Source organism: Erysipelothrix aquatica (assembly GCF_009828775.2).
Taxonomy (GTDB): domain Bacteria; phylum Bacillota_I; class Bacilli_A; order Erysipelotrichales; family Erysipelotrichaceae; genus Erysipelothrix; species Erysipelothrix aquatica.
The window spans coordinates 49,331-69,811 of the sequence record NZ_WTSY02000002.1 but is presented as its reverse complement, the minus strand read 5'-3'; the positions used below and the strand labels follow the sequence as shown (position 1 = coordinate 69,811).

Annotated in this window: 32 protein-coding genes; all 32 read left to right on the top strand. The window is 38.9% G+C overall.

Features of this window, described 5'->3' with window-relative positions; genetic code table 11:
* Positions 1-30: 30 nt before the first annotated feature.
* The 32 genes from fusA to rpsM all read left to right on the top strand — a co-directional run bounded on the left by fusA (position 31) and on the right by rpsM (position 20,467).
* A complete protein-coding gene (fusA, locus tag GVV20_RS01060) occupies positions 31-2,094 on the top strand; it encodes an elongation factor G (RefSeq protein ID WP_159812684.1) in 2,064 nt (687 codons plus the stop codon).
* Between the two features lie 105 nt (positions 2,095-2,199).
* Positions 2,200-3,384 carry an elongation factor Tu gene (tuf, locus tag GVV20_RS01055; RefSeq protein ID WP_159635347.1) on the top strand — a complete coding sequence of 395 codons (1,185 nt, stop codon included), beginning with the start codon at positions 2,200-2,202 and terminating at the stop codon, positions 3,382-3,384.
* Positions 3,385-3,539: 155 nt separating this feature from the next.
* Entirely contained in the window at positions 3,540-4,520 is a 981-nt protein-coding gene (locus GVV20_RS01050) for an extracellular solute-binding protein (protein ID WP_159741612.1), read from the top strand.
* The gene (locus GVV20_RS01045; protein ID WP_159641133.1) at positions 4,508-5,293 is read left to right on the top strand and encodes an ABC transporter ATP-binding protein; all 786 of its coding nucleotides are present in this window, start codon (positions 4,508-4,510) and stop codon (positions 5,291-5,293) included. The genes GVV20_RS01050 and GVV20_RS01045 overlap by 13 nt, the downstream gene beginning before the upstream one ends.
* Positions 5,286-6,869, top strand: a complete 1,584-nt coding sequence (locus GVV20_RS01040; RefSeq protein WP_159741611.1) for an ABC transporter permease subunit — start codon at positions 5,286-5,288, stop codon at positions 6,867-6,869. Before GVV20_RS01045 ends, GVV20_RS01040 begins: the two co-directional genes overlap by 8 nt.
* A 1-nt stretch (position 6,870) precedes the next feature.
* Complete coding sequence (locus GVV20_RS01035) at positions 6,871-7,752, top strand: sugar phosphate nucleotidyltransferase (protein WP_159741610.1); 882 nt, start codon at positions 6,871-6,873, stop codon at positions 7,750-7,752.
* Between the two features lie 252 nt (positions 7,753-8,004).
* Entirely contained in the window at positions 8,005-8,316 is a 312-nt protein-coding gene (gene rpsJ / locus GVV20_RS01030) for a 30S ribosomal protein S10 (RefSeq protein ID WP_159635332.1), read from the top strand.
* 15 nt (positions 8,317-8,331) lie between these two features.
* Complete coding sequence (gene rplC / locus GVV20_RS01025) at positions 8,332-9,018, top strand: 50S ribosomal protein L3 (RefSeq protein ID WP_159635329.1); 687 nt, start codon at positions 8,332-8,334, stop codon at positions 9,016-9,018.
* A complete protein-coding gene (gene rplD, locus GVV20_RS01020) occupies positions 9,011-9,640 on the top strand; it encodes a 50S ribosomal protein L4 (protein ID WP_159635326.1) in 630 nt (209 codons plus the stop codon). Before rplC ends, rplD begins: the two co-directional genes overlap by 8 nt.
* Positions 9,640-9,924 carry a 50S ribosomal protein L23 gene (rplW, locus tag GVV20_RS01015; RefSeq protein ID WP_159635323.1) on the top strand — a complete coding sequence of 95 codons (285 nt, stop codon included), beginning with the start codon at positions 9,640-9,642 and terminating at the stop codon, positions 9,922-9,924. Before rplD ends, rplW begins: the two co-directional genes overlap by 1 nt.
* A gap of 72 nt (positions 9,925-9,996) precedes the next feature.
* Complete coding sequence (gene rplB, locus GVV20_RS01010; RefSeq protein ID WP_159635320.1) at positions 9,997-10,833, top strand: 50S ribosomal protein L2; 837 nt, start codon at positions 9,997-9,999, stop codon at positions 10,831-10,833.
* 20 nt (positions 10,834-10,853) lie between these two features.
* Positions 10,854-11,132: a 30S ribosomal protein S19 gene (gene rpsS / locus GVV20_RS01005; RefSeq protein WP_159635317.1), complete on the top strand. Its 279-nt coding sequence runs from the start codon at positions 10,854-10,856 to the stop codon at positions 11,130-11,132.
* Entirely contained in the window at positions 11,132-11,467 is a 336-nt protein-coding gene (gene rplV, locus GVV20_RS01000) for a 50S ribosomal protein L22 (protein WP_159741137.1), read from the top strand. The genes rpsS and rplV overlap by 1 nt, the downstream gene beginning before the upstream one ends.
* A 13-nt stretch (positions 11,468-11,480) precedes the next feature.
* Positions 11,481-12,260 carry a 30S ribosomal protein S3 gene (gene rpsC, locus GVV20_RS00995; RefSeq protein WP_159635311.1) on the top strand — a complete coding sequence of 260 codons (780 nt, stop codon included), beginning with the start codon at positions 11,481-11,483 and terminating at the stop codon, positions 12,258-12,260.
* A 2-nt stretch (positions 12,261-12,262) separates the two neighbouring features.
* Positions 12,263-12,685, top strand: coding sequence for a 50S ribosomal protein L16 (rplP, locus tag GVV20_RS00990; protein WP_159635308.1), 423 nt, complete (start codon positions 12,263-12,265; stop codon positions 12,683-12,685).
* Entirely contained in the window at positions 12,682-12,885 is a 204-nt protein-coding gene (rpmC, locus tag GVV20_RS00985) for a 50S ribosomal protein L29 (protein ID WP_159635305.1), read from the top strand. Before rplP ends, rpmC begins: the two co-directional genes overlap by 4 nt.
* Positions 12,886-12,899: 14 nt before the next feature.
* The gene (gene rpsQ / locus GVV20_RS00980; protein WP_159635302.1) at positions 12,900-13,160 is read left to right on the top strand and encodes a 30S ribosomal protein S17; all 261 of its coding nucleotides are present in this window, start codon (positions 12,900-12,902) and stop codon (positions 13,158-13,160) included.
* Positions 13,161-13,172: 12 nt separating this feature from the next.
* The gene (gene rplN / locus GVV20_RS00975) at positions 13,173-13,541 is read left to right on the top strand and encodes a 50S ribosomal protein L14 (protein ID WP_159635299.1); all 369 of its coding nucleotides are present in this window, start codon (positions 13,173-13,175) and stop codon (positions 13,539-13,541) included.
* 10 nt (positions 13,542-13,551) lie between these two features.
* Entirely contained in the window at positions 13,552-13,860 is a 309-nt protein-coding gene (gene rplX / locus GVV20_RS00970; RefSeq protein ID WP_159635296.1) for a 50S ribosomal protein L24, read from the top strand.
* A 14-nt stretch (positions 13,861-13,874) separates the two neighbouring features.
* Entirely contained in the window at positions 13,875-14,420 is a 546-nt protein-coding gene (rplE, locus tag GVV20_RS00965) for a 50S ribosomal protein L5 (RefSeq protein ID WP_159741136.1), read from the top strand.
* Positions 14,420-14,689: a 30S ribosomal protein S14 gene (rpsN, locus tag GVV20_RS00960; protein ID WP_159635290.1), complete on the top strand. Its 270-nt coding sequence runs from the start codon at positions 14,420-14,422 to the stop codon at positions 14,687-14,689. Before rplE ends, rpsN begins: the two co-directional genes overlap by 1 nt.
* A gap of 16 nt (positions 14,690-14,705) precedes the next feature.
* Positions 14,706-15,104, top strand: a complete 399-nt coding sequence (rpsH, locus tag GVV20_RS00955; protein WP_159635287.1) for a 30S ribosomal protein S8 — start codon at positions 14,706-14,708, stop codon at positions 15,102-15,104.
* A 15-nt stretch (positions 15,105-15,119) separates the two neighbouring features.
* A complete protein-coding gene (rplF, locus tag GVV20_RS00950; protein WP_159635284.1) occupies positions 15,120-15,665 on the top strand; it encodes a 50S ribosomal protein L6 in 546 nt (181 codons plus the stop codon).
* A 21-nt stretch (positions 15,666-15,686) separates the two neighbouring features.
* Positions 15,687-16,043 carry a 50S ribosomal protein L18 gene (gene rplR / locus GVV20_RS00945; protein ID WP_159635281.1) on the top strand — a complete coding sequence of 119 codons (357 nt, stop codon included), beginning with the start codon at positions 15,687-15,689 and terminating at the stop codon, positions 16,041-16,043.
* A gap of 14 nt (positions 16,044-16,057) precedes the next feature.
* A complete protein-coding gene (rpsE, locus tag GVV20_RS00940; protein ID WP_159635278.1) occupies positions 16,058-16,564 on the top strand; it encodes a 30S ribosomal protein S5 in 507 nt (168 codons plus the stop codon).
* Positions 16,565-16,577: 13 nt separating this feature from the next.
* Positions 16,578-17,018 carry a 50S ribosomal protein L15 gene (gene rplO / locus GVV20_RS00935; RefSeq protein WP_159635275.1) on the top strand — a complete coding sequence of 147 codons (441 nt, stop codon included), beginning with the start codon at positions 16,578-16,580 and terminating at the stop codon, positions 17,016-17,018.
* Complete coding sequence (secY, locus tag GVV20_RS00930) at positions 17,018-18,310, top strand: preprotein translocase subunit SecY (protein WP_159635272.1); 1,293 nt, start codon at positions 17,018-17,020, stop codon at positions 18,308-18,310. The genes rplO and secY overlap by 1 nt, the downstream gene beginning before the upstream one ends.
* 8 nt (positions 18,311-18,318) lie before the next feature.
* A complete protein-coding gene (locus GVV20_RS00925; RefSeq protein WP_159649859.1) occupies positions 18,319-18,969 on the top strand; it encodes an adenylate kinase in 651 nt (216 codons plus the stop codon).
* Positions 18,966-19,736, top strand: coding sequence for a type I methionyl aminopeptidase (map, locus tag GVV20_RS00920; protein ID WP_159741135.1), 771 nt, complete (start codon positions 18,966-18,968; stop codon positions 19,734-19,736). The genes GVV20_RS00925 and map overlap by 4 nt, the downstream gene beginning before the upstream one ends.
* Positions 19,733-19,951, top strand: a complete 219-nt coding sequence (infA, locus tag GVV20_RS00915) for a translation initiation factor IF-1 (protein WP_003775226.1) — start codon at positions 19,733-19,735, stop codon at positions 19,949-19,951. Before map ends, infA begins: the two co-directional genes overlap by 4 nt.
* 21 nt (positions 19,952-19,972) lie before the next feature.
* Entirely contained in the window at positions 19,973-20,086 is a 114-nt protein-coding gene (gene rpmJ / locus GVV20_RS00910) for a 50S ribosomal protein L36 (RefSeq protein WP_016357297.1), read from the top strand.
* 15 nt (positions 20,087-20,101) lie between these two features.
* Complete coding sequence (gene rpsM, locus GVV20_RS00905) at positions 20,102-20,467, top strand: 30S ribosomal protein S13 (protein WP_159635263.1); 366 nt, start codon at positions 20,102-20,104, stop codon at positions 20,465-20,467.
* The last annotated feature ends 14 nt before the right edge of the window (positions 20,468-20,481 follow it).

Below are 20,481 nucleotides of genomic sequence, written 5' to 3'. Positions count from 1 at the left end.
ACAATATAGCGAAAGGAGATTTGAAAACTTATGTCACGTGAATTTACATTAGACAATATGCGTAATATTGGTATTATGGCCCATATTGACGCTGGTAAGACTACAACAACTGAGCGTATTCTTTACTATACAGGTCGAACACATAAAATTGGGGAAACTCACGATGGTGCCGCAACTATGGACTGGATGGCGCAAGAACAAGAACGTGGTATCACTATCACTTCTGCTGCGACAACTGCTGCATGGAATGGTCACCGTATCAACATTATCGATACACCAGGCCACGTAGACTTTACAGTTGAAGTTGAGCGTTCATTACGTGTTCTTGACGGTGCGGTTACAGTTCTTGATGCTAAATCAGGAGTTGAGCCACAAACTGAAACAGTTTGGCGTCAAGCTACAAAATATAACGTTCCTCGTATTGTATTCGTTAATAAAATGGATGCAACAGGTGCTGACTTCTATATGGCAGCCGGAACAATTGTTGATCGTTTAGGAGCTAAATCAGCACCTATCCAATTACCAATCGGTGTCGAAGATTACTTCGATGGCCTTATCGACATTGTTGAGCAAAAAGCTCACATGTTTGCCGATGTTTCACAAAAAACAGATGACATCATTGATGTTCCTGAAGAGTTTAAAGCGCAAGTAGCTGAAGCTCGTGAGAAACTATTTGATCAAATTTCTGATTTCGATGAAGATTTCATGATGATGATTCTTGAAGGTGTAGAACCTACTGTTGAACAAGTCAAAGCTACTATCCGTAAAGCGGTTATTAGTGGTGAATTCTTCCCAGTTCTTTGTGGAGCTGCTTATAAAAACAAAGGTGTTATCGCAATGCTTGATGCAGTTATCGATTACTTACCTTCACCATTAGACATCCCAGCTGTTGCAGGTACATTACCAAATGGCCAAGATGCTGTTCGTGAAGCAAGTGACGAAGCACCATTCTCAGCGTTAGCATTTAAAGTTGCGACAGACCCATTCGTAGGTCGTCTAACTTACTTCCGAGTATACTCAGGTGTTGCTACATCAGGATCACCAGTTTATAACTCAGTAAAACAAAAACGTGAACGTTTCGGACGTATCATGCAAATGCATGCCAACCACCGTGAAGAAATCGAATCAGTTTACGCAGGTGAAATTGCAGCTGCAATCGGTTTAAAAGTTACAGGTACAGGTGATACTCTTTGTGATGAAAAACACGAAATTATCCTTGAATCAATGATCTTCCCTGAGCCAGTTATTAACGTTGCTGTTGAACCAAAAACAAAAGGTGACCAAGATAAGATGGGTCTTGCTCTTGCAAAACTTGCTGAAGAGGATCCTACTTTCAAAACTTACACTGATGAAGAAACAGGACAAACAATCATCGCTGGTATGGGTGAGCTTCACTTAGATATCATCGTTGACCGTATGAAACGTGAATTCAAAGTTGAAGCTAACGTTGGTGCACCACAAGTTGCTTACCGCGAAACAATCCGTAAAGCTGCTGAAGCTGAAGGTAAATTTGTTCGTCAATCAGGTGGACGTGGACAATATGGACACGTTTGGATTAAGTTCGAACCAAACCCAGGAAAAGGATTTGAATGGGTTGACGCTGTTGTTGGTGGAACGGTTCCTCGTGAATTTATTAAACCAGCACACGATGGATTAAAAGCTGCTCTTGATGGCGGTTTAGCATATGGATATCCAGCAATCGATATTAAAGCTACTTTATTCGATGGATCATCCCATGATGTTGACTCCTCAGAAATGGCTTATAAAGTTGCTGCCAGCCTTGCATTACGTGAAGCTGCAAAACTTTGTGATCCTGTATTACTAGAACCAGTTATGGATGTTGAAATTACAGCTCCAGCTGAATACCTCGGTGCAGTTATGGGAGATATCTCATCACGCCGTGGACAAATCCGTGACCAAGAAGAACGTAACAATGCTGTTATCGTTAAAGCATTCGTACCACTTTCTGAAATGTCAGGATATACTACAGATCTTCGTTCATTTACACAAGGTCGTGGTAACTCATCAATGCAATTTGATCACTATGAAGCTGTTCCAAAGAGCATTGCTGAAACAGTAGCTAAGAAAAAATAAGACTTAAAACACTTAGTTAAACATTAATATTGCTTTTCATCATTGTTTGTCTTAATATATATTTGTAAAACAATGAGTTAAATTTAAAACAGGAGGACAATTCAAATGTCAAAACAAAAATTTGATCGTTCCAAACCACACGTAAACGTTGGTACATTGGGACACGTTGACCACGGTAAAACTACTCTAACAGCTGCTATTACAACTGTATTAGCTAAAAAAATGGGTGGAGAAGCTCGTGGATATGACCAAATCGATAACGCGCCAGAAGAAAAAGAGCGTGGAATCACAATCTCTACATCACACGTAGAATACGAAACAGAAGCACGTCACTATGCTCACGTTGACTGCCCAGGTCACGCGGACTACGTTAAAAACATGATCACAGGTGCTGCTCAAATGGACGGAGCTATCTTAGTAGTTTCAGCAACAGACGGACCAATGCCACAAACACGTGAGCACATCCTCTTAGCTAAACAATTAGGTGTTCCTTCATTCGTAGTATTCTTGAACAAATGCGACATGGTTGATGACGAAGAGTTAATCGACTTAGTTGAAATGGAAGTACGTGAAGCACTTTCAGAACAAGGTTACGATGGAGACAACGCTCCAGTTATCCGTGGATCAGCTCTTAAAGCTCTTGAAGGCGATGCTGCATGGGAAGAAAGAATCGTTGAATTAATGGACGCTGTTGACTCATACGTTGCAGATCCAGTTCGTGATACAGACAAACCATTCTTAATGTCAGTAGAAGACGTATTCACAATCTCAGGTCGTGGTACAGTTGCTACAGGACGTGTAGACCGTGGAGAAATCAAAATCAACGAAGAAGTTGAAATCGTTGGTATCCGTCCAACAGCTAAAACTGTTGTTACAGGAATCGAAATGTTCCACAAAATGTTAGACTCAGCTATGGCTGGAGATAACGTTGGAGCACTTCTACGTGGTGTTAACCGCGAAGAAATCGAGCGTGGACAAGTTCTTGCTAAACCAGGATCAGTTACACCTCACGTAAAATTCAAAGCTCAAGTTTATATCTTAAGCAAAGAAGAAGGTGGACGTCATACACCATTTGTTAACAAATACCGTCCACAATTCTACTTCCGTACAACAGACGTTACAGGTACAATCTTACTTCCAGAAGGAACAGATATGGTTATGCCTGGAGACAACATCGAAATGGAAGTTGAATTAATCGCTCCAATCGCTGTTGAGCAAGGTACAACATTCTCAATCCGTGAGGGTGGACGTACTGTTGGTGCTGGAAACGTTACAGAAATTATCAAATAATTTCTCAACAAACTAGTCAATCAATCTAAGGGAACTCGTAAGAGTTCTCTTTTTTTGTTTGTACACAAACACTATGTTCAACACAATAAAAAAATACTTCAAATTGAACACAACACAGTTTTAATAGTGTATAATAAACGATAGTGAGGTATTTTATGAAAAAATTCTTTATTGCGGTTACAGTGCTCGCACTTATATGTTTGTGGGCTGTGTCACAACAAAACAGCTCAACAATTATTATTTATTCTAGTATGGAACAATTTCGAGGAGAAGCGCTACAGGAACAACTTAATGAAGAATTTCCGGACCTTCATGTTAAGGTTGTATACGCATCAACAGGTAAAAGTGCAGCAAAACTCTCTGTGGAAGGTGAGAAAACGGATGCGGATATCATCGTCGGATTAGAGACTGGCTACATGACTCGAGTAATCGATATAATGGCGTCGATGAGTCATTTAAGTGCAATAAATTATATTGATGAATTTAATCCAAGCATTTTTTATAATCAAGCAGTTATTTGGGAACGTTATGGAGGAAGCTTAATTATTAATACAGATGTATTGAAAAAATATGATCTTCCACAACCAAAGACATATCAAGATCTTTTAAATCCGATCTATAAAGATAAGATTGCAATGCCAGACCCTAAATCCAGTGGTACAGGATACTTTTTCTATAAAAGTTTAGTGAATGAGTTTGGGGTAGATGGAGCATTAGACTACTTTGATGCACTCCATCCAAACATTAAGCAATTTACGGAGTCTGGTTCAGGTCCAATAAAGCTTCTTAATCAAGGAGAGATTGCGATAGCAATGGGGATGACGTTCCAAGCAGTAAATGAAATTAATAAAGGAATGCCGTTTGAATTAGTTTTTCCTGAATTAGGATCTCCTTACAATACTTCTGCCACTTCTATGTTAAAAGGACGTGAGAATGATCCAGATGTTGTGCAAGTTTATACTTACATCATAAATGAAGCATTTATAATCGATAAAGATTTGTACTCGCCAGAGCAAGTTTATAAAGATCAAGTAAATAAAATTGAGAAGTACCCTGAGCATATTCCATATGCGAATATGGAAGGAATTCATAGCATCGACGAAAAGGACCGGTTATTAGAACAATGGAAATATTAGATAATAAAATTAAATTAAAGGTGACGAACCTGCATAAAGAATATGAAGGGAAAGTCGTATTGAACGATATAAACTTCGATGTCTATGAGGGAGAATTTTTGAGTATTCTTGGACCATCCGGGTGTGGAAAAACAACACTTGTTCGTATCTTGATGGGATTGGAACACGCAAATAGTGGTGCTATATTGAATGAAGGGATCGATATCTCGAAGCAACACCCGTCAGAAAGAAATATGGGAATTGTATTCCAAAACTATGCACTGTTCCCAAATATGACGGTATTAGAAAATGTTGAGTATGCATTGAAATTGAACAAGGAAACGAAAGAAAAATCTAAGGAAATTGCGCTAAAGACATTGGAAATGATAGGTATGCTTGATCAGATTGATAAAAAGCCACGAAAACTGTCAGGAGGGCAACAACAACGAGTTGCGATTGCACGTACCCTCGCGCTTAATCCGTCTATATTACTTCTCGATGAGCCAATATCCGCTCTTGATGTATCAAATCGAGAAATTATGAAAAAAGAACTCAAGCAAATTCAAAAGACTTTTAATGTAACGATGATTTTTATTACGCATGAACAAGAAGAAGCCTTTTTCTTATCTGACCGCGTAATGGTCATGTCAGAAGGAAAAATTGAACAACTTGATTCACCGCAGGCAATCTATAATAATCCAGCAAATCCATACATCAAACGTTTTGTTGTTGATCACTTGGACGCTAAGTTGGAATCTTTGAAACGAACCACAGGTAAGTCGACCTATGAATAAACGATCGATGAGAACGTCTATACTTGTTATTGGCGTCGTCTTGGTTATTGCCGTCATATTGCCCGTACTCAAACTTGTGAGTAGTGTATCGTTAACGGATATTACAGCGGTCGTTGGTAGCGAGCAATTTCCGAAGTACATGATGAATTCTTTGATAACAGCATCAATTGCTACAATTCTATCCGTTTTAATCGCATTATGCTGTGCTTGGGCGATTAATCGAACCAATATTAAATATAAGAGTGCATTCGCAGTATTATTTACGCTACCGATGTTGATTCCATCTATTTCACACGGTACTGGACTTGTGTTGCTGCTAGGTGATAATGGTATTATTACTAATTTGCTTGGTATTAATATTGGATTATATGGATATCCGGGAATCATCTTGGGATCCATACTCTATTCATTTCCTGTTGCATTTTTGATGTTAACAGATATCTATAAATATGAGGACTATACAGTTTATGAAGCCGCGACAGTTCTGGGCCTCTCAAAACGACAACAGTTTGTGACAATAACACTACCGAATTTGAAAGTTCCGTTAATTGCAGCTTTCTTCGCAGTCTTTACAATGATTTTTACAGATTATGGTGTTCCACTCGCAGTTGGAGGCAAAACGATGACATTGTCGACGTACATGTATCGTGAAGTAATTGGACTTTTAAATTTCTCGAAAGGGGCGGTAATTGGAGCGTTCTTGCTAATACCAGCAATCATTGCTTTTATTATTGATTTAAAGAGTGAGAAAACGACGAGTGCTTCCACAATAACGAAAGAATATATAGTCGAAAAAAACAAGAAAAGAGATCGCATTGCAATTCTCTTTTGCACGGTCTTGGGGATTGTGATTGTTACACCACTGATAAGCTTCTTAATATTGTCACTAGTTACAAAATATCCGGTTGATTTAACGTTCTCATTGGTCAATATCGAAAAAGCATTTGATATAGGAGTGGGAATGTATTTGCTAAACTCATTGGCTGTGGCGTTGTTCACAGGACTAATTGGAGTTGTCATAACCTATTTAACGGCATATATTACTGCTCGAAGTGATAAGAAACTAAGCGCACTAGCGATTCATTTTATTTCACTAACGACACTTGCCATACCTGGTGTCGTCTTAGGTCTGAGTTATGTTATGCTTTTTAATGGTTCCATTATCTATGGTACGATAGCAATTCTTGTGCTTGTCAATATCATCCATTTCTTTGCATCACCGTACTTAATGGCGTATAATTCACTACAGAAGTTTAATCAAAATTTGGAAGATACTGCTAATACTTTGGGTATATCGAAAATGCGTCTACTGTTTGATGTTTATATCCCAAGTACGAAAGAAACGGTTTTGGAGATGTTTCTCTACTTCTTTATTAATGCTATGATTACGATATCTGCGGTTTCGTTCCTAGCGAATATGCGAAACCAACCTTTATCACTTTTGATACCACAGCTAGACTCTCAATCAATGATTGAATCAACAGCATTTATTTCTATTTTAATTCTACTTGTAAATGTGATTGCGAAAGTAGCGGTGTCGTTAGTGAAGAAACATGAAAAAGAGGCGGAGGTTTAGAATGATCGATTTGAATCAGTTTGAAATATTATGTTCAGTTCACGATGGTGCAGTAGCGTATACGACCGTAAAAGAAAATCCTTATTTTGTGGAGAAAACTTTCAACGAATTACTGTTAATGGGACTTCTTGTGAATGAAGAGATGGTGCAAATAACTCAAAAAGGAATTGAGGCACTCGAACCATACCGAGTAAAACGTGCGATTTTCTTGGCTGCTGGATTTGGGTCAAGGTTGGTGCCGGTGACGTTGAGCACACCGAAACCGTTAATCCAAGTCAATGGCAATCGTTTAATTGATCGTCTTATTGACGCAGTGATAGATGCGGGAATTGAAGAAGTCGTAATTGTTCGGGGGTATCTAAAAGATTCCTTTGAGGCATTACGTGTTAAGTACCCGCAAATTCGTTTCATTGATAATGATGGTTATAATAAAGCCAATAACATTTCAAGTGCGTATTTGATCCGTGATATATTGGATAATGCACTTGTACTTGAATCGGATTTGCTTTTGTATAATTCTAAAATAATTCGCAAGTACGAGTACAGAAGTATGTATATGGGAATTCCTATGGCGGAAAGCGATGACTGGATCCTTGAAACTGAAGGTGACCTAATTGTTGACATTGGTATTACTGGAACGAATACAAATCAGATGGTAGGAATATCTTATTGGAATCAAGATGATGCAAAAACGTTATCTGAAGACCTCAAACGTGCATTTGAATCTGAAAATGGAAAGCAATTATATTGGGATGAAGTTGCATTGCGTTATAATCGCGAAAAATACAAGATATATTTGCGCAAAGTTACACTCGAAGATATTGTTGAAATTGATACATTTGCTGAGTTGTGCGAAATTGATGAACGATACAAAGGAGCTTGATTTACTCAAGCTCTTTTTTCTTAAAATACCCTCTGAATACTGCGCATTTTGATTGATTTTGAGGAATGTAAAAAAAGTCGAATAAATATTACAAAATCCCTTGATTCTATATGTATTTAGTGTATAATACTTAAGCGACTGCATAGAAGTGCGAGGTTGCCGGCACACTGAAGAGCGTTGTCATGGTCAGTGAGAAGTCGGGGAATTCGCATGGAGCAGGCCTATTTAATAGGCGGAAGAAGGAGGATTTCCATGGCAAAGAATTTTATTCGTATTCGTCTAAAAGCTTATGAACACCGTACAATTGATAGTGCGGCACAAAAAATTGTTCAAGCAGCAAACGATCACGGTGCAAAGAAAGTAGTTGGACCAGTACCATTACCAACTGAAAAACAAGTCGTAACAGTTTTACGATCGGTACACGTAAACAAGGATTCTCGTGAACAATTTGAATCAAGAACTCATAAGAGATTGATTGAAATTGTTGGACCTACAGCAGAGACAATCGACGCATTAAGTCGTCTTGATCTCCCAAGTGGTGTCGATATCGAGATAAAACTTTAGTAGAAGGGAGAAATCATGAAAGGATTATTAGGACGTAAATTAGGAATGACTCAAGTCTTTACAGCAGATGGAACTCTAATTCCTGTTAGCGTAGTTGAAGTATTACCAAACGTTGTTCTTCAAAAGAAAACAATGGAATCAGATAACTATGAAGCAGTTCAATTAGGTGTTGCCGATGTGAAAGAACAACGTGCAAACAAATCTGAGATTGCTCACGCTGCTAAAGCAAACACAGCTCCAAAGAAATTCGTTCGCGAAATTCGTGGATCAGAAATGATGGAACACGAGGTAGGAGCAGTATTAACAGCAGGAGTATTTGCTGCTGGGGAATTTGTTGATGTCTCGGGAACATCACGTGGAAAAGGTTACAACGGGGCAATCGTCCGTGGAAACCAAAAAACTGGACCTAAAGCTCACGGTTCAGGATACCACCGTGGAATCGGTTCATTAGCATCACAAGGTATTATCCCAACAATCAAAAAAGGTGGAGTAATGCCAGGACAACATGGTGGATTTACTACAACAAACCAACACCTTGAAATTGTCAAAATTGATGAAGAAAACAACTACATCTTAATTAAAGGAAACATTCCTGGACCACGTCGTGGATTTGTTGAAATTAAATCAACAGTAAAACGCGTGAAATCAAAAGATCCAGTTGAACTAGTTGACTACGCTAAGGAGGATTCAAACAATGCCTAAGCTAGATGTTCTAAACTTAGAAGGTAAAACTGTTAGCGCAATTGAATTAAGCGAAGCAGTATTTGGAATTGAACCAAATAACCAAACAATCTTTGAAGCTGTTGTCATGCAACGTGCATCAGTTCGTCAAGGAACTCACTCAACAAAAAACCGTACAGAAGTTCGCGGTGGTGGACGTAAACCATGGCGTCAAAAAGGAACAGGACGTGCTCGTCAAGGGTCAATCCGTTCTCCTCAATGGCGTGGTGGTGGAATTGTATTTGGACCGAAACCAAGAAGTTACAAATACAACCTCAACCGTAAGGTTCGTCGTTTAGCTGTTCGTTCAGCATTATCACAACACGTTATTGATTCAACAATGAAAGTTGTTGCTGACTTAACATTCGAAAACGTGAAAACAAAAGAATTTGCAAAAGTTATGAGTACATTAGAACTTAACCGTAAAACATTATTCATCGTCGCAGACGAAGAAGATGTGATTAACGCTTACTTATCAATGCGTAACTTACCAAACACAATGTTATTAACTGTTCAAGACTTGAACACATATGACATCGTTAACGCTGATACTTTAGTATTCACAGCAAAAGCTGCGGAAGTAGCTGGAGAGGTACTAGCATAATGAAACGTAACCCTAGAGATATTATCTTGCGCCCAATCATCACTGAAAAAACAGTAATGATGCAACAAAATGATAACAAAGTTACATTTGAAGTTGCTAAAGGCTCAAACAAAATTGAAGTTCGTCAAGCAATTGAAGAAATCTTCAATGTAAAAGTTGAATCAGTAAATATGATCAACCAAAAACCTCGCACAAAACGCGTAGGTAAATACGAAGGAACTACAAAATCAGTACGTAAAGCTATTGTTAAACTTGCTGAAGGTTCTAACATCGACGTTCTTTAATAAGAAGAACAATAACACTTATCGGAAGAATAACGCTATTTCCGGACAATTTGCGTAGGAGGAATTATTAAAATGGCAATCAAAAAATATAAGCCAACTACTCCTGGACGTCGCGGGATGACTACTTTAGCTAATGAAACATTAACTAAAGGAAACAACCCTGAGCGTTCATTAGTAGCTCCATTAATCAAGACTGGTGGTCGTAACAACTTAGGTCGTATCACAACTCGTCATATTGGTGGAGGACACAAACGTCAGTACCGTATTATCGATTTCAAACGTAACAAAGATGCAATTCCTGCAACTGTTGCAACAATCGAATACGATCCAAACCGTTCAGCAAACATTGCTTTATTAAATTATGCTGATGGTGAAAAACGTTATATCTTAGCTCCTAAAGGGCTAAAAGTTGGTGACAAAGTTGTTAGTGGATCAGAAGCTGACATCATTGTTGGTAACGCTAAAGAACTTGGACAAATGCCAGAAGGTACTACAGTTCACAATATCGAATTAAAACCAGGACGTGGAGCACAATTAGTGCGTTCAGCTGGAACATCAGCACAAGTTCTTGGTGTTGAAGACAAATATGTTACAGTTCAACTTGCTTCAGGTGAAGTACGTAAGATTTTATCAACATGCCGTGCAACAATCGGTGAAGTTGGAAACTCAGAGCACTCACTTGTAAACATTGGTAAAGCTGGACGTAGCCGTCACATGGGTATTCGCCCAACAGTTCGTGGTTCTGTAATGAACCCGGTTGATCACCCACACGGTGGTGGTGAAGGACGTACACCAATTGGACGTAAATCACCAATGACTCCATGGGGTAAAAAAGCTATGGGTGTTAAAACTCGTCGCACTAAGAAATCTTCGACAAAACTAATCGTTCGTCGTCGTAATGAGAAATAAACGAAAGGAAGGAAAGAGAAATGAGTCGTAGTTTAAAAAAAGGTCCATTTTGTGATTTACACTTGATGAATAAAGTAGAAAAACTAAATGAATCAGGTAAAAAAGAAGTTATCAAAACATGGTCACGTCGTTCAACTATTTTCCCTCAATTCGTAGAACATACGTTTGCGGTGCACAATGGTAAAGAACACGTTCCAGTGTTTGTATCAGAAGACATGGTAGGACACAAATTAGGTGAATTTGTTCCAACACGTCGTTATACAGGTCACGCAGCAGATAAAAAGGCGGGTCGTAAATAATGGAAGTTAAAGCAGTAGCAAAAACAGTACGTGTTACATCACGTAAAGCGCGTTTAGTATTAGACGAAATTCGCGGTCTTGATGTTGATCATGCAGCAGCAATTCTAAAATACTCACCAAATAACGCATCAAAAATCATTGAGAAAGTTTTAAAGTCAGCAGTTGCTAACGCTACAAACAATCATCAATTAGAAGAAGATAAATTATTCATCTCAGCATGCTATGCTGACGAAGGAATGACAATGAAACGTTTCAGACCTCGTGCCAAGGGGAATGCAGCGCCAATTATGAAGCGTACAAGCCACATTACTATCGTGGTTTCGGAACGCGTGTAAGGGAGGAAACACAATGGGACAAAAAGTAAATCCGATCGGTATGCGCGTTGGTGTTATTCGTGATTGGGAATCACGTTGGTATGCAGAAAATAATTTCGCAGACCTTCTCCACGAAGACACACTTATCCGTGAATACATCTTTAAAAATCTTAAAGATGCATACGTTTCACGCGTAGAAATCGAACGTTCAAAAAACCGCGTTGATGTTATCATCCGTACAGCCCGCCCAGGTGTTGTAATCGGTGTTAACGGAGCAAACATTGAAAAAACAAAAGCTGCAATCGCTAAGATTTCAGAAGGAAACACAGTAAATGTTAAAGTATTAGAAGTTGGAAATCCTGATTTAGATGCACATCTTGTTGCTCGTAACATTGCTGAGCAATTGGAACAACGTGCTTCATTCAGAACTGCACAAAAACGTACAATCCAACGTACAATGCGTTCAGGAGCAAAAGGAATTAAAACTGCTGTTTCCGGACGTTTAGGTGGAGCTGATATGGCTCGTACTGAGGGATACTCAGAAGGAATCGTACCACTTCATACATTACGTGCTGATATCGACTATGCTCACTATGAAGCAAATACACAATTCGGTATCTTAGGTGTTAAAGTTTGGATCTGCCGTGGTGAAGTATTGCCAGGACAATTAGTACAAGAACCAGAAGCACCAAAAGGTGGAAAATTTGATCGACCACGTCGTCGTCGCAATGACCGTAACGACCGTCGCCCAAATAACCGTCCACAACGCAACGATGCTCAAGCAGCATCAAAAGACGAGCAAGGAGGTAATTAGTTATGTTGATGCCTAAACGTACTAAATATAGAAAACCACACCGTCTTTCATACGAAGGACGTTCAAAAGCAGGACGTACAGTTGCTTTTGGAGAATATGGTTTAGTTGCTGAATCAGGAAACTACGTAAGCAACAGACAAATCGAAGCTGCTCGTATTGCAATGACACGTTATATGAAACGTGGCGGAAAAGTTTGGATCAAAATTTTCCCTCACTTAGCAATTACAAGAAAACCACTTGAAGTCCGAATGGGTTCCGGTAAAGGGGCACCTGAAGGATGGGTAGCAGTAGTTAAACCAGGTCGAGTAATGTTCGAAGTTGCTGGTGTACCAGAAGAAGTTGCGCGTGAAGCGTTCCGTCTTGCATCACACAAGTTAGCAGTTAAAACTCGATTCGTCCGTAAGGGAGAGGAGGAACAAGTATGACATCATTGAAAGAAATCCGTGAAGCTAATAATACAGATTTATTAGTTCAAATCGACACATTAAAAGAAGAATTATTTGACTTACGTTTCCAACAAGCTATTGGTCAACTTGAGAACCCTGCTCGTTTACGTGAAATCCGTAAAACGATTGCACGCATCAAAACAGTAATCACTGAGCGTCAGCTTAGTGACAATAAGTAGGAGGTCACAAAGCGATGGAAAGAAATAAACGTAAAGTTTACCGTGGTACTGTTGTATCTGATGCAATGGACAAAACGGTAGTCGTTGAAGTTAAAACATCAAAACGTCATCCACTCTATGGAAAACGTGTAAACTATTCAAAAAAATTCAAAGCTCATGACGAGAAAAATGAAATTAAAGTCGGAGATATCGTAGAAATTATGGAAACACGTCCATTATCAGCTACAAAACATTTCCGTGTAATTCGTTTACTCGAAAAAGCTGTTGTATTGTAGGAGGTTGTCAAGATGATACAAAATGAATCAAGATGTAAAGTTGCAGACAACACTGGTGCAAAAGAAATCTTAGTTATCCGTTCACTAGGTGGAAGCTTCCGCCGTACATCAAACATCGGTGATATCGTTGTTGGTACAGTTAAAGAAGCAATCCCAGGTGGAAGTGTTAAAAAAGGTGACGTTGTTAAAGCAGTTGTCGTGCGCACAAAATACGGTGTTCGTCGTGGAAATGGTTCATACATCAAATTTGATGACAACGCAGTTGTTATCTTAAAAGATGATATGACACCAAAAGGAACACGTATCTTTGGACCAGTAGCTCGTGAGCTTCGTGAAAAAAACTTCATGAAGATCGTCTCATTAGCTCCTGAAGTGTTATAAGGAGGCTTTTATGAAAATCAAACGTGGCGATAAAGTTCAAGTTATCACTGGATCATATAAAGGAACCATCGGCGATGTCATTGAAGCAAGTCCTAAAACTGACAAAGTCAAAATCGAAGGTGTTAACTTAGTTAAGAAACATATGAAACCAACTCAAATGAATCCAGATGGTGGAATCATTGAACAAGAAGCATGGATTCATGTTTCAAACGTAATGCTATACGATGCTAAAGCTAAAGCAGCTAGCCGTGTAGGATTCAAAGAAGAAAAAGGTAAGAAAGTACGCGTCTACAAAAAATCAGGCAGCGTAGTTAAATAAGGAGGTATAGCTAGATGAAATTAAAAGAACAATACAAAACAGAAGTAGTTGGAACTTTAGTTAAACAATTTAACTATACTTCAGTAATGCAAGTTCCAAAACTTGAAAAAATCGTTGTCAACATGGGTGTCGGAGAAGCAATCAATAATGCGAAAGCAATCGACGACGCAGTTGCTGACATGGAAATGATTACAGGACAAAAACCTGTAGTTACAAAAGCTAAAAAATCAATCGCTAACTTTAAGTTGCGTGAAGGAATGCCAATCGGTGTTAAAGTTACTTTACGTGGCGAAAAAATGCATGATTTCTTAGAAAAATTAATCAAAGTTGCACTCCCTCGTGTACGTGACTTCCGTGGAATTAACGGTGGATCATTCGATGGACGTGGAAACTACACAATGGGTGTTAAAGAACAATTAATCTTCCCAGAAATTGATTATGATAAAATTAATAAAGTTCGTGGTATGGATATCACTATTGTTACCACAGCTCAAACAGATGAAGAAGGATACGCTCTATTAAAAGAGTTAGGAATGCCTTTTAAGAAGGAGGGTAACTAATGGCTAAAAAATCAAAGATTGCTCGTGAAATGCAACGTCAAGAAGTTGTTGCTCGCTATGCCGAAAAACGTGCAGCATTAAAAGCTGAAGGTGATTACATCGGGTTACAAAAATTACCACGTGATGCTTCACCAGTTCGTTTACATAATCGCGATAAAGTCGATGGCCGTCCTCGTGGATATTTACGTAAATATGGTATGTCACGTATTCGTTTCCGTGAATTAGCTCATAAAGGGCAAATTCCGGGCGTACGTAAGGCTAGCTGGTAGCAAGGAGGAACTTTTCATGTATGTAACAGATCCAATTGCGGATTTATTAACACGTATTCGTAACGCTGTTCAAGCGAAACACGATATTGTTGAAATTCCTGCAAGTAAAGAAAAAGTAGAAATCGTAAGAATTTTAAAAGAAGAAGGTTTTATTCGTGACTTCCTCATTAATGGTGAGGGATACAAACAATCAATCACAGTTGTACTAAAATATGGTGCAAATGGAGAACGAGTAATCAGCGGATTAAAACGTATCTCAAAACCTGGAAAACGCGTTTATGCAAAAGTGAATGAAGTGCCACGTGTTCTTAATGGACTCGGAATCGCAATCATCACAACATCAGACGGATTGCTAACAGATAAACAAGCTCGCCAAAAACATGTTGGTGGAGAAGTGTTAGCTTACGTTTGGTAAGAGAGGAGACACACTATGTCACGTATCGGAAATAAAACGATTACCATTCCGGCTGGCGTTGAAGTCGAAGTAAAGGCTGGTAATGAGGTGACAGTTAAAGGTCCTAAAGGAACTTTAACACGTCAGTTCAATGAACTTTACACAATCGAAATCGCTGAAGGCGAAATCAACGTTATTCGTCCGAATGATACAAAATTAGTAAAACAGATTCACGGAACTACACGTTCATTGTTAAACAACATGATCGAAGGTGTTCACGAAGGCTTTAAAAAAGAACTTGACCTTGTTGGTATCGGGTATCGTGCATCTAAGTCAGGGAATACATTAGTCTTGAATGTTGGATACTCACATCCAATCGAGTTCGATGTAACAGAAGGACTAGAAGTTGAAGTACCATCAGCAACATCAATCGTTGTTAGTGGAATTGACAAACAAATGGTAGGAGAATTCGCAGCAAACGTTCGCGCAACTCGTAAACCAGAACCTTACCTCGGTAAAGGTATTAAATACAAAAATGAAGTTATCCGTCGTAAAGAGGGTAAAACTGCAGCTAAGAAATAGTGGGAAAGGAGAAATTGAATTATGGCAAAAAAATTATCTAGAAATCAGGAACGTGTTCGTCGTCATGCACGCGTTCGTCGTAAAGTCAGTGGAACGCAAGAACGCCCACGTCTTAGCGTGTATCGTTCAAATACACACATTGCGGTACAAATTATTGACGATGTAGCTAAGACAACTCTTGTTGCTACAGGATCAGTAGCTCTTAAACTTGAAAACGGTGGAAACATCGAAGCAGCTAAAAAAGTCGGTGCAGAAGTTGCAAAACTTGCTAAAGACAAAGGCATTACTACTGTAGTATTTGACCGTGGTGGATACATCTATCATGGACGTGTTCAGGCAGTTGCAGAAGCAGCTCGTGAAGCCGGACTAGAATTTTAATAAGGAGGCGCATGATGAATCGTAAACCTAGAAGAGAAGCACGCGAACAAGAATTCGAAGAACGTGTTGTTGTCATCAATCGTGTTACTAAGGTTGTTAAAGGTGGTCGTCGTTTCCGCTTTGCAGCTCTAGTCGTAGTTGGTGATAAAAAAGGCCGCGTAGGATTTGGAACAGGTAAAGCAAACGAAGTTCCAGATGCAATCCGTAAGGGTGTTGAAGCAGCTAAGAAAAACTTAATCAATGTTAAACTTGTAAACGGAAGTTTACCACATACAAACACAGGTAAATTCGGAGCAGGAGAAGTCTTTGTACGTCCAGCTATCGAAGGTACTGGTGTTATCGCTGGTGGAGCAATCCGTGACGTTATGGAGTTAGCAGGAGTTACTGACGTTCTTACAAAATGTATCGGATCACGCACACCAATCAACATGGTTCGTGCAACATTTGATGCTTTAGAATCAATGACAACTGTAGACGAAGTAGCGAAATTACGCGAAATTAAAGTCCAAGACGTACGATAGGAAGGGGACCTTTATGAAACTACATGAATTAAAATACAATGAAGGTGCACGCCAAGATCGTAAACGTATCGGTCGTGGACACGGATCAGGAAATGGAAAAACAGCGGGTAAAGGACACAAAGGACAAAACGCACGTAGTGGCGGTGGAGTTGCTTTAGGGTTCGAAGGTGGACAAACACCATTATTCAAACGTATTCCAAAACGTGGATTTAAAAACGTTAACCGTGTAGAGCACGCAATTGTTAACGTATCATCATTAAACGTATTTGAAGATGGTACAGAAGTTACAATTGAAATGTTATTAGAAAAACGTATTATCAACAAAACACTTGATGGCGTAAAAATCTTAGGCCAAGGTGAATTAGAGAAAAAATTAGTTGTTAAAGCTAATGTCTTCTCAAAATCAGCAGTTGAAATTATCGAAAAAATGGGTGGAAAAGCAGAGGTGATCTAATGAGATTTATCACTGATTTATTCAAAAACAAAGAAATCAGAATAAGAATCATTTTCACACTTGCGATGCTATTACTTTATCGTTTAGGAACAGTTGTACCTGTTCCTAACGTTGATAGCGTTAAGCTTTCAGGGATGGTATCTGCATTAGAGTCTAACAACTTAGTTGGAATGATGAATATTCTTGGTGGTGGACTACTTCAGTCGTTATCAATTTTCTCGCTTGGAGTGGGACCATACATCACAGCATCAATTATCGTTCAATTATTAGCAATGGACGTTATACCTTATCTCACTGAATTAACAAAATCCGGTCAAAGTGGAAAACAACAACTTGATCGTATTACGCGTTATTTAGGTGTGGTATTGGCATATGTGCAAGCAATTGGTATTTTATACGTATTTAATTCTCAATATGGAATCTTATTGAGTACAACTCCTGCCGACTATTTCTTCATGGGAACAGTCATGACAGCGGGAACTATGTTCTTACTTTGGATAGCTGATCAAATCACTACTAAAGGTGTTGGTAATGGTACTTCATTAATTATCTTTGCTGGTATTGTATCTGCAATGCCAAATTCATTTGTAAGTGCGTTTAACGCAATGGTTACAAATGGTGGAAGCTTAGGATGGTTATGGTTTACACTTTACGTTATATCATTTATTGCAATTATCATCTTGGTAACTTTTATGAGCGGTGCCGTTCGTAAAATATCAATCCAATACACTTCGAGTGCTGGCGGAACGATGCGTGGAAAAGGAATGAACCACTTACCATTAATGATTAACTCAGCGAGTGTTATTCCGGTTATCTTTGCAGGAGCAATCATGCAAGCACCGATTATCGCATTAAGTTGGGTAAATCAAGGAAGTGTCTATCAATTCTTGTCAACATACTTTGTAACATCTCACCCAGTGGGTCTTGCAATTTATGCTGTACTTACAATCGCATTCACATTCTTCTACACTCACTTGCAAGTTGATCCTGAGAAAATCTCAGAAGACTTTGCGAAAAATAATTCTTACATTCCAGGGGTTCGCCCAGGGAAAGATACTAAGAATTACATCAGTACAATATTAAATCGAATTACTGTGCTAGGTGCATTATTCTTAACATTTATCGCTGTATTACCACATATCTTACCAATGATTACTGACGGCAGAATTCCTGCATCAACAGCTATTGGTGGAACTGGTATCATCATCGTTGTTGGGGTAGCACTTGAAACTGTTAAAGAATTAAAAGGACGTTTAACTGAACGTTCATATAAAGGTTTATTCAGCCGATAGGAGGAACTATGAATTTATTAATTATGGGTCCTGCTGGTAGCGGTAAAGGAACAATGTCAGCGAAAATCGTTGAAGAGTTTGGCATTGCTCATATCTCTACAGGTGATATGTTCCGTTCTGCAATTGCGAACGGAACACCTGTAGGTTTAGAAGCAAAAACATACTTGGATAATGGTAACTTAGTACCTGATGATGTTACTGATCGTATGGTTAAAGAGCGTATTATGCAAGATGATACAGTAAATGGATATCTCTTAGATGGTTATCCACGTAACTTACATCAAGCAAACGCTGTAGAAGAAATGGCTCGTGAAATTGGAAAACCAATCGATCTCGTTATCAATCTACAAGTTAATTACGATACACTTGTAAAACGAATTACAGGACGTCGTCTCTGCAAAACATGTGGTGCAATATACAATATTCACTACAAACCATCTAAAGTCGAAAATGTATGCGACATTGATGGTGGAGAACTGTATCAACGATCAGATGATACAGAAGAGAAACTAGCAGTACGCTTTGAAGAATATACAAAACAAACAGAGCCTTCAATCGAGTATTTCAGAGAAAAAGGCTTAGTTCGTGACATTGATGCATCTCAAGATGCTGAAGCAGTTATGAATGAAATTAGAAACATTTTGGAGGCGGTTAAATGATTACAACCAAGTCTGAACGTGAATTAGACTTAATGCGTGAAGCAGGTCGTATCGCTTTCGAAGCACAAGAGGTTGTTCGTCAGGCTATTAAGCCAGGCGTTTCGACAAAACATCTTGACGATTTAGCACACACGTATATAATAAGTCAGGGTGCAACACCAGCGTTTCTTGGTTACGAAGGATTTACCGGATCCATATGTGCTTCAGTGAACGAAGTATTAGTTCATGGAATCCCTAGTTCGGATGTAATTCTCAAAGATGGAGATATCATTACGATTGACGTTGGAGCTGTTTACAAAGGATACTATAGTGATCATGCGTGGACATATCCAGTCGGACAAATTAGTGATGAAGCCAAACATCTATTGGAAGTTTCGGAAGCATCTCTTTTTGCAGGTATTGAAGCTGCAATTGCGGGAAATCGTGTTGGTGATATCGGTCATGCAGTTATGGGCGTTGTTACACCACATGGTTATGGTTTACCTGTTGAATATTCAGGACATGGCTTAGGAACATCAATGCATGAAGCTCCTTATGTCCCTAATGTAGGGGTACCTGGAAAAGGTGCATTACTTAGAAAAAATATGGTTATCGCTATTGAACCAATGGTTCAAGTTGGTACAAGTAAAACAGAAGTGCTTGAAGATGGTTGGAATGTGGTTTCCGCAGATCGATCATTGACGGCTCATTTTGAACATACTGTACTAATTCTAGAGAATGAATTTGAAATTCTCACTCGAACAAAGGAGGCATATAAACACTCATGAGCAAAGAAAACGTAATTGAAGTAGATGGAGTAGTACTTGATACATTGCCAGGTGCAATGTTTAAGGTGGAACTCAGTAATGGTCATGAAATTTTAGCTCACGTATCTGGTAAAATCCGTATGCACTACATTCGCATTTTACCGGGAGACCGCGTGACTGTTGAGATTTCGCCTTACGATTTATCACGTGGGCGCATTACATTTAGACATAAATAGATAGTTTTAGGAGGATATACTATGAAAGTAAGACCATCTGTAAAACCAATGTGTGAAAAATGTAGAGTTATTCGACGCAATGGTAGAGTAATGATAATTTGTGAAAATCCAAAACACAAACAAAGACAAGGATAGGAGGACGTCATATTAATGGCTCGTATAGCAGGAATTGACATTCCACGTAACAAACGTGTAGTTGTCTCATTAACATATATCTACGGAGTTGGTTTACCAACATCACAAGAAATCTTAGCGAAAACAAACATTGATGAGAACATCCGTGTTAAAGATCTAACTGAAGATCAAGTTAACGCAATTCGTCGTGAAGTAGAACAAATCAAAGTTGAAGGGGATCTTCGTCGTGAAGTAAACCTTAACATCAAACGTCTCATGGAAATCGGAAGCTTCCGTGGAATCCGCCACCGTCGTGGATTACCAGTTCGTGGACAACGTACAAAAACAAATGCACGTACACGTAAAGGACCTCGTCGTACAGTTGCGAACAAGAAAAAATAATTAAGTAGGAGGAA